Genomic DNA, 12,909 nt, shown 5'->3' on the forward strand with positions numbered 1-12,909 from the left:
GCGTCGCGGATCGGAGACGAACTGAGATCGGGGCGTCGGTGACGATGCCTCAAGATGCCGAACAGGCGGCGGCAGACTTGATGGCCGCCGGGATAGCTCGGGCGGGTAGAAGCGCCCATCAGGTCTTCGAAGAAAGCCGCGCTTCCATGGCAACCTATGAACAGGGTCTCCGGTCGTCGGGGTTGGGGGTTGTGGGTTGGGCGATCTGAACGGTTCAGATCGTTGTGCCGTCGCATCCGGCGTCCCGGTTGGCTGACGGCTGCGCTAGAGGGCACGCGTGCGACAGATCCCGCTCGTTTTAGCCAGCTATGGTGGGGCCACGGCACTGACTGTCATTTGCGGTCCGTCGTCACCTTGTCCCGCTCGCCCGCCGGCATGCGATCTCCGATCGAATCACGCGACCCGACACGATCTCAATCGAGTTCGCGCGCCTCGGACGGCAGCATGATCGGGATGCCGTTGCGGATGGGATAGGCGAGACGGGCGGCCTGCGACACGAGTTCGCTGCGCTCGGCATCGTAATGCAGTGTCGTTTTCGTCAACGGGCAGACCAGAAGCTCCAGGAGCTTGGGATCGGGCCGGCTGGTTTGCGCGATGTGCTCACTCATGATCGTCATTCCCGTCTTGCGCAGCATCGGCGCAGGCGCGCGAAGCCCCCACGCCTATTGCAGGATCTGGCCACCGCCGTCCTCGGAATTCTCGCGCGCCAACGAGATCTCTGTGATCGCCACGAGCGTCGCGGCCCGGGTCTTCAGGTCGGGCGCTTCGAGCAGCGCCTGCTTCTCGGCGGCGCCATAGGGCGACATCATCGACAGCGCATTCACCAGCGTCTCGTTCGATGCCTTCACGACGCTCTCCCAGTCCGCCTCCAGCTGGTTGGCGTCGAGATAGAGCCGGAACGCCTTGAGAAGCGAATCACGATCGACATCCTCGGCGCCCTCGCCCGGATCGAGATCGGCTGCGAAGGGTGCGACGCGGCACACACGGTAAGGCTTCTTCTCGCCGAGTTCCTCGAGAATGCGGAAGCGCACGATGCCCTGCAGGTTGAGGAGATAGCGACCGTCGCCGGTCTCGGTCAGCGACGTGATGCGGCCGAGGCAGCCGACGGCGCAAAGTTCGGGTTCGCCGGCCTCGTTCATCCCGCCGTCGAGGCGGGGCTGGATCATGCCGATGATGCGCCCGCCCGCCATCGCCTCGTCGATCATCGCGAGATAGCGCGGCTCGAAGATGTTGACCGGCATCTGCCCGCCCGGCAGCAGGAGGGCTCCCGACAACGGAAAGACCGCGACCGTCGCGGGAAGATCGCTTTCCCTGCGGTAGTTGATGTTTCCAGCCTGAACCAAAGCGCTTCTCCCTCGTCGAACCCCGGAACTGGCGCGCCCGTCGCCGAACTCAAGGGCATGCGACCTCGACGCAGCCGGCCGCCCCCTCGCCGGATCGAACCCGACAAGGGGGCGGCGCGCTCAGCGAAACAGCAGCGACGACAGATGACGGCGCGCATCCTTCGTCGCCGGATCGGTCGGCCCCCAGACGTCGAAGAACTCGAGGAGCTTGCGGCGGGCGCCATCGTCGTCGAAGGCGCGGTCGCGGCGGATGATCTCCAGAAGATGCCCGGCGGCGGTGGCACGGTCGCCCTTGGCCTGCGCGATGAGGGCGAGATCGTAGCGCGCCTGGTGATCGTCGGCGTCGCCTTCGAGGCGCGCCTGCAGCGTCGCGGCATCGCCCAGGCCTGCGAGTTCCTCGGCGAGCTTCAGCTTGGTCTTCACCGTGGCGAAAGCGGCGTCGTTCAGCATCTCCGGCGGCAGCTGGTCGACCACCGCCTTGGCGCGTTCGGTATCGCCCGCCGCGAGATAGCACTCGGCGAGGCCCGCCGCGCCCTTGGCGTTCTCGGGGTCGTGCTGGAGAACGGCCGCAAAGATCTGGGCCGCCCCCGACGCATCGCCTGAGGTGAGGAGTTCGCCGGCCTGCGTCAGCGCTTCGGCCACCGGATCGCCGCCGGGAGCACCCGCGGCCCCGCCCGTCAGTCGATCGATGAAGGCCTTCACCTCGCTCTCGGGCAGCGCGCCCATGAAGCCGTCCACCGGCTGGCCGTCGACGAAGGCGAACACGGCGGGAATCGACTGGACGCCGAGCTGCCCGGCGATCGAGGGATGCTCGTCGATGTTCATCTTCACGAGCTTGACCCGCCCGCCCGCCGCCTGCACGGCGCGCTCGATGATGGGCGTCAGCTGCCGGCACGGCCCGCACCAGGGCGCCCAGAAGTCGACGAGCACCGGCTGATTGCGCGATTCGCGGATGACGTCGGCGGCAAAGGTCGCGGTGGTCGTCTCTATGACGAGGTCGCCGGCGGGGGCCGGACCGGTCGATCCGGCGGCAGCGAAGCCACCGCCCGCCGCGCTCACGGGCGCGGCGCGGCCGGGCTGTGCCCCGGCGGTGCTGGTGGTCTGCTGCCCGTATCCGCCGCCAAGGCCGGCACCGTAGGGGTTGTTGCTCATGAGGACCGTCCGTTCGAAGCGTCGTCGTGGTCGGCCGTTCCCAGCATGGCAATGAGCGGCTCGTGCCCGGTGCGCGCGAAGAAGGCCATGAGATCGTCACGGGCGATCGAGGTGGTCGCCCGGTTCGTCAGGGGATGACAGTTCCAGATATCGGATACAAGCAGCCCCTCATCAAGCACCAGCCGCACCGCGCCCTCGCGGTCGTTGAGAAGGGCGAAGGCGGTGGCCGAGCCCGGCTCGACGCCGAGCCGCTCGCGCATCTGGTCGGGGCTGGCGAAGGAGAGACGCCCCTGCCCGCCGATCCGGGTGTGCAGAACTTTCAGGTCCACCGCGCAGTCCTCGTCGGCCACCACGAGGAACAGCCGGCCCTTCTTGTCCTTGAGGAAGAGGTTCTTCGTGTGGGCGCCGGGGATCGCCCCGCGCAGCGCCTGCGACTCGTCCACCGTGTGCACGGGCTCGTGTTCGAGCGTGCGCGTCTTCAGGCCGACCTCGGTGAGGAAGGCGGCGAGCGACGGCGCCAATGCAGCAAGCACCGGGTCGGGGCAGGCCCGATCTCCGCCATCCGGCAGCGCTGCCGCTGCGCCGGACGCGGGATCTGTTTCCGGCGGTGAATGGGGCTTCATGCTGCGTCTCCGTCGAAGAACCTGTGGGAAGCCGAGCGGACCGTCCCGACGAGACTTCAGATCTGCCGTCTCTGCTTGCGGCGTCAAGGCGCCTCTGGAGCGGGTGTTCAAGCCCGCCGCACGGGACCGCGACGATCTCCGACGATCGACGTCATTTCCCTGTTGCAAAGCCCGATCGAATCGGCGATAAGCCGCTCATCCGCAGCGGACGCTCAACAGGGCGACGGCAGCGGGGAGCGGGCGGGCGTAGCTCAGTGGTAGAGCACAACCTTGCCAAGGTTGGGGTCGTGGGTTCGAATCCCATCGCCCGCTCCAATTCAAAAATCTCACTCAAAAATTTTTGCAGGTTCTGCCATTGTCCTGGTGATGGCGGATGTTGTCCGTGAGCGCTGAACGTCGAGCCGGCTTTGGTCGATGAGCGATCGGCGGCCTCGTCTCGAGTCAAGGATGCGAGCAGCTTCGCTGTCGACGCGTTCGGCTTGTCGCCGCCTGCGGCCGAGATGAATCGTTTGCCGTGCGGGACGTAGAACCGCCGCGCATGGCAGCCTCTAGGGACGAAGCGGTTCGGCTGGCTTGGGCCCGTTTCGAGGCGAAGGCGATGCCGCTTTGGTGCGAGGTCGACGCCGGCGCCTCGCCGCTCGCGCGGCATTCGGGGATCGGCCGCAACCAAATCGTCGAGGCGGGCGGATCGCCGTGAAAAATCGTGCCGAAACTTTGCCACCTGCCCCGGTCGCGGTGTAAACCGCAGCGGGGGCAAGCGCAGACCCCGCGGAGACATCGATCTTGGACGTTTCGAAGAGCAGCGGGGATGGACAGTCCGTCAAAGCGCTGAAGCAGGCGCTGCGCGAGGCGCAGGCGCGCGAGGCCCTGCACCGGCAGATCGTCGACAGCGCCATCGATTTCGCCATCATCACCTTCGATCTCGATGGTCTCGTCACGTCCTGGAATATCGGCGCGGAGCGGATCCTCGGCTGGACGGAAGAGGAGATGCGCGGCAAGCCCGCGCGCCTGTTCTTCATTCCCGAGGATGCCGACGAGGGGGTGCCGGAACGCGAGATGCGCACGGCGCGCCAGGCGGGCCGCGGTGCCGACGAGCGCTGGCACCAGCGCAAGGACGAAAGCCGCTTCTTCGCCTCGGGCGAGATCATGCTGCTGCGCGATGCCGACGAACGCCATGTCGGCTATCTCAAGATTCTGCGCGATCGCACGAAGCAGCGCCTCGACGCCGAGCGCCAGCGCGCGGACGCCGAGTTCATGCGCTCGGTCCTGGCGGCATCCGACGACTGCATCAAGGTCCTCGATCTCGACGCCAACCTCACCTTCATGAGCGAGGGCGGCCAGCGTGTCATGGAAGTGTCCGACTTCAACGCCATCGTCGGCTGCCCCTGGCCCGACTTCTGGCAGAACGAGGGCAACGCCGCCGCGAAGGCGGCGCTCGAGACGGCGCGCGCCGGCGGCGTCGGTCGCTTCCAGGGAATCGCCGACACGATGAAGGGCAACACGCGGACCTGGGACGTTCAGGTGACCGCGATCCCCGGGCCCGACGGCAAGCCGGAAAAGCTGCTGTCGGTCTCACGCGACGTGTCGCAGACCCGCGAGGCGCAGACCCTCCTCGCCCGCAGCCAGGCACGGCTGAACCTCGCGCTCGGCGCCGCCGGCATGATCGGCACCTGGGAGTGGGATCTCGAGACCGACCTCGTCCATGCCGACGAGCATTTCGCCCGCATCTACCGGGTCGATCCCGCACGCGCTGCCGAAGGCGCGCCGCTTGCCGACTACACGCGCAACTTCCATCCCGACGACATGCCCGCCTTCGAGGTGGAACTGGCGCGCCTCTTCGACGGTGCGTCGGATTTCTCGTCCGAGTATCGCGTCTTCCAGGACGACGGGTCCGTCCGCTGGCTGCTGGCGCGCGGCAAGCTGGTGCGCGATGCCGCGGGCAAGCCGATCCGATTCTCGGGCGCGGCCGTGGACATCACCGATCGCAAGCGGACCGAGGAGCAGCGCGACGAGCTGGCCCAGGAGGTCGCCCATCGCATGAAGAACACGCTGGCGATGGTGCAGGCGATCGTCTCGCAGACGCTGCGCAGCGCGCCGACGCTGCCCGATGCCGCGCAGGCGATCGGCGGACGGCTCGGCGCCCTGTCGCTGGCGCAGGACATCCTGTTCCGCACGAGTTGGGAAGAGGCCGAGATCCACGACGTCGTCGAGGGCGCGCTGCGCCCGCACCGCCCCGACGACGAACAGATCCGCGTGTCCGGCCCGAGCCTCACCCTGACCGCCCAGCAGGCCCTCGGGCTGTCGCTCGCCTTGCACGAACTGTGCACCAACGCCGTGAAATACGGCGCGATGTCGACGCCGCAGGGCCGCGTCGACGTGTCGTGGACGCTGTCGCCGGAGGGCGCATTCGCCTTCGACTGGAGCGAGAGCGGCGGCCCGTCGGTGATCCCGCGCACCCGCAGCGGCTTCGGCTCGCGGCTGATGGAGCGCATCGTGCCGAGCTACTTCTCCGGCGAAAGCGCGATCGGCTTCGAAGCCACGGGCCTGCACTATCACCTGCAGGGTGCGATCAAGCCGACCGCCGGCTGACGGACGAGAAGCGTTCGAAAACGGCTGGTCGCTCGCTTCGCACATCGATAAGCCGGCAAACCTGATATCCGATCCAGATCCTGGGGCCGACAGCGGTTGCCGTTTGTCGCACTGCCCCAACGTGAAAGCCGGCTCGGCTTTCGTTGGAAATGCTCTAACCGCCGGCGATCATCGTCTTGATGCGGGTCGCCAGCGCGTTCACGTCGAAGGGCTTCGTCACCACCTGCATGCCGGGGTCGAGATGGCCATGGCTGAGAACGGCGTTCTCGGCATAGCCGGTGACGAACAGAACTTTCAGACCGGGGCGCAGCTCGCGTGCGGCGTCGGCGACCTGCCGTCCGTTCATGCCGTTGGGCAGGCCGACATCTGTCACGAGGAGGTCGATGCGCGCATCCGAGGCGATGACCTTCAGGCCCTGCGGCCCGTCGCCGGCCTCGAGCGCGACGTAGCCGAGATCTTCGAGGATATCGACCACGAGCATGCGCACGATCGGCTCGTCGTCGATCACCAGCACGGTCTCGCCGGCATCAGCCGACGATGGCACCAGGGCTGCTATCGGCGCGTCCGCGACCTCGTCGACATGGTGGCGCGGCAGGTAGAGGCAGACCATCGTGCCCTGCCCGACCTCGGAATAGATCCGCACCTGACCGCCGGACTGGCGCACGAAACCGTAGATCATCGACAGGCCGAGACCGGTGCCGACGCCGATCGGCTTGGTGGTGAAGAACGGGTCGAAGGCCCGTTCGATGATCGAGGCGGCCATGCCCGTGCCGTTGTCGGAAACGCAGAGCGAGACGTACTGGCCGGGCGGCAGATCGCGCTCGCGGCCCGCACGCTCGTCCAGCCAGCGGTTGGCGGTCTCGATCGTCAGGCGGCCGCCATCGGGCATGGCGTCGCGGGCGTTGATGCAGAGGTTGAGAAGCGCGTTCTCGAGCTGGTTGGGATCAACGAGGGTCGACCAGAGCCCGCCGCTGGCGACCGTCTCAAGCGTGATCGCCGGGCCGACGGTGCGCCGCACGAGATCCTCCAGCCCCGACACCAGACGGTTGACGTCGGTGGCCTTGGGCTCGAGCGTCTGGCGGCGTGAAAAGGCGAGAAGGCGGTGGGTCAGTGCCGCGGCGCGCCTGGCCGCGCCCTGCGCCCCCACCATGTAGCGGTCGAGATCGTTGACGCGCCCTTGCGCGATGCGCGCCTGCATGAGGTCGAGGCTGCCGGAAATCCCGGCGAGAAGATTGTTGAAGTCGTGAGCGATGCCGCCGGTGAGCTGGCCCACGGCCTCCATCTTTTGCGACTGGCGCAGCTGCTCCTGCGCGTCGGCGAGCGCAGTCTCGTCGGCGATGCGCCGGGAGACGTCGGTGACGATCTGCGAGGCTCCGACGCGCCGTCCGCTTTCGTCCAGGAGCACGCTGAACTTCATCTCGTAGTAGCCGCCGGCGGTCTCGGGATCGCCGAAGCGGGCGACCGCGGTGAACTCCTCGCCGCCCAGCGCGCGCGACCAGACGGCCTCTGCCCCCGCCCGCTGGTCGGGCTGGTCGGCGAGAAGGTCGAGCATGCGGTCACCGACCTTCGGCCAGACGCCGAAGACCCGCTCGAACTCGCGCGCGCCCGCCGGATTGATCGCCAGCCAGCGATAGTCGAGATCGACCACATGGACGAAGGCGTCTGTGTTTTCCAGGATACGCGCCATGAGGTCGCGCTCCCGGGTTCTCTCGGTGACGCGCAGTTCCAGCGCCGCGGTGAGCGTCCGCAGGTCCTCCTCGGCCTGTCGTCGCTCGCTCACGTCGGTGGCCGCGCCGAACCATTCGCGCACGGTGCCGTCGGCATCGAGGAGCGGCACGGCACGCGCGAGCGTCCAGCCGGTGCTGCCGTCGCCGCGTAGCACCCGGTGCTCGCACTGGAACAGGCCCTTGGTGCCGATCGCCTGCCCGACCGCGGCGACAACGAGGATGTGGTCGTCGGGGTGGACGAGATCGTCGAGCCAATTCGCGTCGGGTTCGACCTGATCCGGCAGGATCCTGCCGTCCAGAAGCGGTCGCCGCCGCTGCCAGTCCGGATCCATCGAGAAGAAGGCTTCGGACGAGGCCGCGGCCAGCGCGCTGAGGCGCTGCTCCCTGTCCTTCAGCGCGGCGATGCCGCGCATCCGCTCGGTGACGTCGGAGCCCTCGACGAAGATCGCATCGACCTGGCCTTCCCCATCGAGGACGGGCTGGAACACGAAGTCGACGAAGCGCTCGACCAGGGGGCCGCCGGGCTCTTCCTGAGCCGCATAGGCGGCGCCGGCCGCAGAGAACGCCTCGCCGCTGGCGCGCACCCGGTCGAGGAGATCGGCATAGCCTTGCGCCACCGTTTCCGGCAGTGCCTCGCGCAGGGTGCGCCCGACGACGTCGCGCTCGCCGATGAGGCGCAGATAGGCGGCGTTGGCCAGCTCGAACCGGTGCTCGGGGCCCCGCAGCAGCGTCATGAAGCTCGGCGCCTGCTCGAACATCTGCGCCAGACGCCCGCGCTCGTCCTCCACCGATCGCAGCGCCAGCACCTTCTCGGTGGTCTCGGTGGCGATCGTCAGGAGCCCGACGACGCGGCCCTCGTCGTCGCGCAGCGGCGTATAGGAGAAGGAAAAATAGGTGACGTCGCGCTCGCGCCCGGCGAGCGCGATCGGCTGGTCGTCGAACCGCTGCGAGCGCCCCTCGAGCGTTGCCTCGACCACCGGGGCGTATTCCTCCCAGATCTCGGCCCAGGTCGAGCGGTAGGGCGTGCCGAAGGCCTGCGGGTGCTTCGTGCCGAGAAACGGGATGTAGCCGTCGTTGTAGATCGAGGTGAGGTCCGGCCCCCATGCGATATAGGCGGGCTGGGCGGATTCGAACGCGAAGGAGACGATGGCGAGAAGCGCCCGCGGCCATCCGGACAGGGGGCCGAGCGGCGTCGCGCTCCAGTCGAAGTCGCGGGCGAGGGCCCCGGTCTCGCCCTTCCAAGCATCGGTCGGCCAGGACACCGCTTCTGTCTCTTCGCCCACGCCGTCCCCCCATTCGCGATCGCCGAGAAGCGACCTATCAGCAACCGCAGGCCACGCCAATCGACGGCGCCCCCTCGCGCGTCGCGCTGCCCGCCCCGTCCGTGGCGATCTCCTCTGCGGCGAATGCGAAGCGCCGCACTTCGTTGCATGCGGATGCGGGCCGCGACACTCCCGGCCGCCGGCCCTGGCGTTCCGCGCGCCATTCGGCGAAGGCCCCAACGCGAAACGCCGGCCCCGGACGGATCCGGAACCGGCGCCTCGACATGTCGAGAAATGCCTACTTCAGCTGGTCTTCGGTGTAGTAGCCGCCGTCGACGAGGATCTGCTTGTAGTTCTCCTTCGTCACGAGGACGGGCTTCAGCAGGTAGGACGGAACGACCTTCGAGCCGTTGTCGTAGCTCTTGGTGTCGTTGACGGTGACCTCGGTGCCCGCCGCCATCGCGTCCACCATGTCGACCGTCACCTTGGCGAGGTCTCGCGTGTCCTTGAAGACGGTGGAGGTCTGGTCGCCGGCGATGATCGACTTGATCGAGGGCAGCTCGGCGTCCTGGCCGGTGATCACCGGCATCTTGCGGGTCCCCGAGCCGTAGCCGACGCCCTTCAGCGAGGAGATGACGCCGCGCGCGATCACGTCGTTGGGCGCCAGCACCGCATCCACCGCCTTGTCGGAGTAGTAGGCCGACAGGATGTTGTCCATGCGCGACTGCGCAGTCGCCGCATCCCAGCGCAGCGTGCCGACCGTTTCCATGCCTTCCTGCTTGGAGCCGATCACGAGCTTGCCGGAATCGACGTAGGGCTGCAGCACGCTCATCGCGCCATTGTAGAAGAAGAAGGCGTTGTTGTCGTCCGGCGAGCCGCCGAAGAGCTCGATGTTGAACGGGCCCTTGCCGTCCTTCAGGCCGAGGCTCTGCTCGATCGAGGTGCCCTGGATGACGCCGACCTGGAAGTTGTCGAACGTCGCGTAGTAGTCGACATCCGGCGAATTGCGGATCAGGCGGTCATAGGCGATGACCTTGATGCCCTTGGCATGCGCCTGGCCAAGGATGTCCGTGAGGGTCGTGCCGTCGATCGAGGCGACCACGAGGACCTTTGCGCCCTTCGTCACCATGTTCTCGATCTGGCTAAGCTGCGTCGGGATGTCGTCGTCGGCATATTGCAGGTCGGGCGCGTAGCCCTTTTCGGTCAGCTGCTTGACGATGTTGTTGCCGTCGTCGATCCAGCGCGCGACCGTCTTGTCGGGCATGGCGACGCCGATGGCGCCCTTGTCCTGCGCCAGCGCAGGCGCGGCAAGCGTCAGCGCCATCGCAGCGCCGGCCAGAAGTGTCCTGATGGATGTCATGATGCGTCTCCTCCCAGAGATCAGGGGCCGAGGTTTCCCGCCTCGCCCCTCAAGGTTTCGTCCAACCACTGCCCCGTCCGCGACGCTGGCGTCCCTCCATGGACGCCATCGCGGCGAACGAATTCCAGTCCCTTCGGCGTCCGGCGAAGGCGGGCCCATGCCCCCGCATCCGCCCGACCCGTCCTCCCTCGCTCAAACGTAGCGGTTGAGGACACCCTCGAGATATTCCTGCCGGCCCGAGCGCGGCTGCGGCTGGAGCGTCAGGCCCCGGCTCGCCACCGCCTCCAGCGTGCGCTCGCCGGCGAGGATCGCACGGTTCTCCGCCGCGTCCCACCCCGCGTAGCGCGCCGCGAGCGGCGTCTCCAGCGCCCCGTCCGTCAGCATGCGCTCGGCGGCCAGCAGCGCGCGGGCGCAGGCGTCCATCGAGGCGACATGCGCGATCACCAGATCCTGCGGATCGATCGACTGGCGCCGGATCTTGGCATCGAAGTTCAGCCCGCCGGTGGTCATGCCGCCGTGCTTCAGCACCTCGTGGAAGACGAGCGTCATCTCCTTCACGTCCATCGCGAACTGGTCGGTATCCCAGCCCAGGAGATCGTCGCCACGATTGATGTCGAGCGAGCCAAACAGGTCGCTGGCATAGGCGAGCTTGACCTCGTGGTCGAAGGAATGACCGGCGAGAATGGCGTGGTTCTGCTCGAGGTTGAGCTTCACGTCGGCGGTGAGGTCGTATTTCTGCAGGAAGCCGAAGACGGTCGCCGTGTCGAAGTCGTACTGGTGCTTCGAGGGCTCCTTGGGCTTGGGCTCGATGAGAATCGGACCCTGGAAGCCGATTTTGTGCTTGTACTCGACGAGCATCGACAGGAAGCGACCGAGTTGGTCGAGCTCGCGGCCCATGTCGGTGTTCAGCAGCGTCTCGTAGCCCTCGCGCCCGCCCCAGCAGACGTAGTTCTCGCCCTTCAGCCGGTGCGTCACGTCGAGCGCCGCCTTCACCTGTCCGCAGGCATAGGCGAAGACGTCGGGATCGGGGTTGGTGGCGGCGCCCGCCATGTAGCGGCGGTTCGAGAAGAGGTTCGCCGTGCCCCAGAGGAGCCGCACCTTGGCGCTCGCCATCTTCTCCTCGAAGAGGTCGGCGACGGCGTTGAGATTGTCGATCGAGCCCTGCAGCGTCTCGCCCTCGGGCGCGACGTCCGCATCGTGGAAGGTGAAGAAGGGCACGTCGAGCAGACGGAAGAGATCGAAGGCGACGTCTGCCTTTTCGCGGGCGCGGGCCATCGGGTCGCCCGCCGCCATCCAGGGGCGCAGGAAGGTCTCGCCGCCGAAGGGATCGCCGCCCGGCCAGGTGAACGAGTGCCAGTAGCAGGCGGCAAAGCGGAGCTGGTCCTCCATCCGCCGGCCCATGACCGTGCGGTCCTTGTCGTAGAAGCGGAACTGCAGCGGATCGGTCGAGCCTTCGCCGACGAAGCGCGCGGCCTCGCCCATGTCGAAGAAATTGTCTGCGCCCGCCATGCCGTCCTCCCGAAACCGTTTCGACGACACCTCTGCGGATTCGCCGTCTTGAGTTACGTACCTCAAACTGGATCGGGACGGCAATCCCCCTCCTCGCGATGTCAGGTCGGGCAGGGTCGCGTTCGCTCAGAACGGCAGATTGTCCTTCAGCAGGATCTCGATGCGGATGCGCTCCTGGTCCTCGTCGACCCCGGTACCGTTGAGGGCGGCGAGCACGACGCGCACCGCCGAGCGGGCCTCGTGGCCGGGATCCTGGACGATGAGGGCGTCGAGCGCACCGTCTTCGAGCAGCGGGCGCGTCTCGGCCGTCAGTTCGTGGGCGATCACCAGCGCCGTCGAGCCGGCATCACGAAGCGCCTGCACGAGGCCGGCATTGCCGGCCCCCGCGCTGTAGACGGCGGCGGGCGCCGCGCCCGAGGCGAAAAGCGCCGATATCGCGGCATGCGCGGCGTCGGCATCGTCCTGCCCCTCGACGATGCCGGAGATCGCGAGATGCGGAAAGCGCTCAGTCAGCGCCTCCGCAAATCCGTCGAGCCGGTCGCGGTGATCGCGCAGCGCGCGGGCGCCGAGCAGCACGGCGACGCTGCGCGGCGCCGCACCCAAAAAGCGGCCCGCCAGCGCGCCCGCGACGCGTCCCGCCGCCCGATTGTCGATGCCGACATAGCGATGGCGGGCCGAGCCCGGCACGTCGGAGACGAGCGTCACTACGGGAACGCCGCAGGCCTGCGCCGCATCGATCGCGGCCAGGACGCCGGGATCGTCGAGACCGACCGCGATCACCGCGTCGCCTGCCGCCGCCGCGCGCGCGATCGCCGCGGCCAGCCGGTCCGGCCGGAAGCCGTCCGCCTCGATCAGCGCGAGATCGATTCGGCGGGCGCCGAGCGTGCGCGCGGCCTGCCGCAACTCCTCGGCCAGCCGCGCCATGAACGGGTTGGTGCCCCGCGGCAGCACCGCGGAGACCTTGAAGCGCACGCGGCGCGCCAGTTCCGCGGCGCCGGGATGGCGCTCGAAGCGCAGGCTCTCCACCGCCGCCTCGACGCGGGCGATCGTCGCCGCCCGCACGCCGGGCCGCCGGTTGACGACGCGATCGGCCGTCGCCAGGCTGACGCCGGCCTCCCGCGCCACGTCGCGCAACGTGGCGACGCCGCCCTCCTCCCGTTCCGCCATGCCGATGTCTCCTGCCACTTCACCCGGTTCCCGAAGGAAACGGGTCGTGCCCAGCATGAAGCCCCGCGCACGCTCGCTCAACCGTTTCCGCCGCTTCGGCGCCCGATTCGACTTCGAGCCGGCTCTGGATGGGATGAAGGGAACGGGCTTCGCGCAACGGGCCGAAACCGGGCGTAC

9 protein-coding genes and 1 tRNA gene are annotated in these 12,909 nt (G+C 68.1%); 2 read left to right on the forward strand and 8 right to left on the reverse strand.

Annotated features, from left to right (window positions below; genetic code table 11):
* Nucleotides 1-413: 413 nt before the first annotated feature.
* The 4 genes from AUL33_RS16510 to AUL33_RS16525 form a co-directional block, all read right to left on the reverse strand.
* Nucleotides 414-608 carry a Trm112 family protein gene (locus AUL33_RS16510; RefSeq protein ID WP_062210742.1) on the reverse strand — a complete coding sequence of 65 codons (195 nt, stop codon included), beginning with the start codon at nucleotides 606-608 and terminating at the stop codon, nucleotides 414-416.
* Between the two features lie 54 nt (nucleotides 609-662).
* The gene (locus tag AUL33_RS16515) at nucleotides 663-1,343 is read right to left on the reverse strand and encodes an LON peptidase substrate-binding domain-containing protein (protein ID WP_062210660.1); all 681 of its coding nucleotides are present in this window, start codon (nucleotides 1,341-1,343) and stop codon (nucleotides 663-665) included.
* A gap of 120 nt (nucleotides 1,344-1,463) precedes the next feature.
* A complete protein-coding gene (gene trxA, locus AUL33_RS16520; RefSeq protein WP_062210663.1) occupies nucleotides 1,464-2,495 on the reverse strand; it encodes a thioredoxin in 1,032 nt (343 codons plus the stop codon).
* Nucleotides 2,492-3,118 carry a prolyl-tRNA synthetase associated domain-containing protein gene (locus AUL33_RS16525; protein WP_082652676.1) on the reverse strand — a complete coding sequence of 209 codons (627 nt, stop codon included), beginning with the start codon at nucleotides 3,116-3,118 and terminating at the stop codon, nucleotides 2,492-2,494. The genes trxA and AUL33_RS16525 overlap by 4 nt, the downstream gene beginning before the upstream one ends.
* A gap of 240 nt (nucleotides 3,119-3,358) precedes the next feature.
* On the opposite strand from AUL33_RS16525, the gene AUL33_RS16530 reads away from it, so the two are divergent.
* Nucleotides 3,359-3,433 (forward strand) — tRNA-Gly (locus AUL33_RS16530).
* 468 nt (nucleotides 3,434-3,901) lie between these two features.
* Nucleotides 3,902-5,707: a PAS domain S-box protein gene (locus AUL33_RS16535; protein WP_062210669.1), complete on the forward strand. Its 1,806-nt coding sequence runs from the start codon at nucleotides 3,902-3,904 to the stop codon at nucleotides 5,705-5,707.
* Nucleotides 5,708-5,861: 154 nt separating this feature from the next.
* On the opposite strand, the gene AUL33_RS16540 is transcribed toward AUL33_RS16535, so the two are convergent.
* From AUL33_RS16540 to AUL33_RS16555, 4 genes are all read right to left on the reverse strand, one after another.
* On the reverse strand, nucleotides 5,862-8,696 hold the full coding sequence (locus tag AUL33_RS16540) for a PAS domain-containing protein (protein ID WP_082652679.1): 2,835 nt from the start codon (nucleotides 8,694-8,696) through the stop codon (nucleotides 5,862-5,864).
* A 298-nt stretch (nucleotides 8,697-8,994) separates the two neighbouring features.
* Complete coding sequence (chvE, locus tag AUL33_RS16545; protein WP_062210675.1) at nucleotides 8,995-10,056, reverse strand: multiple monosaccharide ABC transporter substrate-binding protein; 1,062 nt, start codon at nucleotides 10,054-10,056, stop codon at nucleotides 8,995-8,997.
* Nucleotides 10,057-10,248: 192 nt separating this feature from the next.
* On the reverse strand, nucleotides 10,249-11,538 hold the full coding sequence (xylA, locus tag AUL33_RS16550; RefSeq protein WP_062210744.1) for a xylose isomerase: 1,290 nt from the start codon (nucleotides 11,536-11,538) through the stop codon (nucleotides 10,249-10,251).
* A gap of 153 nt (nucleotides 11,539-11,691) precedes the next feature.
* On the reverse strand, nucleotides 11,692-12,732 hold the full coding sequence (locus AUL33_RS16555) for a LacI family DNA-binding transcriptional regulator (protein WP_062210678.1): 1,041 nt from the start codon (nucleotides 12,730-12,732) through the stop codon (nucleotides 11,692-11,694).
* Nucleotides 12,733-12,909 lie beyond the last annotated feature (177 nt).

This window comes from Aureimonas sp. AU12 (genome assembly GCF_001463705.1).
In the GTDB taxonomy this organism is placed as follows: Bacteria; Pseudomonadota; Alphaproteobacteria; order Rhizobiales; family Rhizobiaceae; genus Aureimonas.

What these genes read in the sequence shown, in the direction of transcription:
- AUL33_RS16510 (WP_062210742.1), bottom strand. Translation starts at nt 608, where the DNA reads ATGAGTGAGCACATCGCGCAAACCAGCCGGCCCGATCCCAAGCTCCTG.
- trxA (WP_062210663.1), bottom strand. Translation starts at nt 2,495, where the DNA reads ATGAGCAACAACCCCTACGGTGCCGGCCTTGGCGGCGGATACGGGCAG.
- AUL33_RS16525 (WP_082652676.1), bottom strand. Translation starts at nt 3,118, where the DNA reads ATGAAGCCCCATTCACCGCCGGAAACAGATCCCGCGTCCGGCGCAGCG.
- chvE (WP_062210675.1), bottom strand. Translation starts at nt 10,056, where the DNA reads ATGACATCCATCAGGACACTTCTGGCCGGCGCTGCGATGGCGCTGACG.
- xylA (WP_062210744.1), bottom strand. Translation starts at nt 11,538, where the DNA reads ATGGGCGAGGCCGCGCGCTTCGTCGGCGAAGGCTCGACCGATCCGCTG.
- AUL33_RS16555 (WP_062210678.1), bottom strand. Translation starts at nt 12,732, where the DNA reads ATGGCGGAACGGGAGGAGGGCGGCGTCGCCACGTTGCGCGACGTGGCG.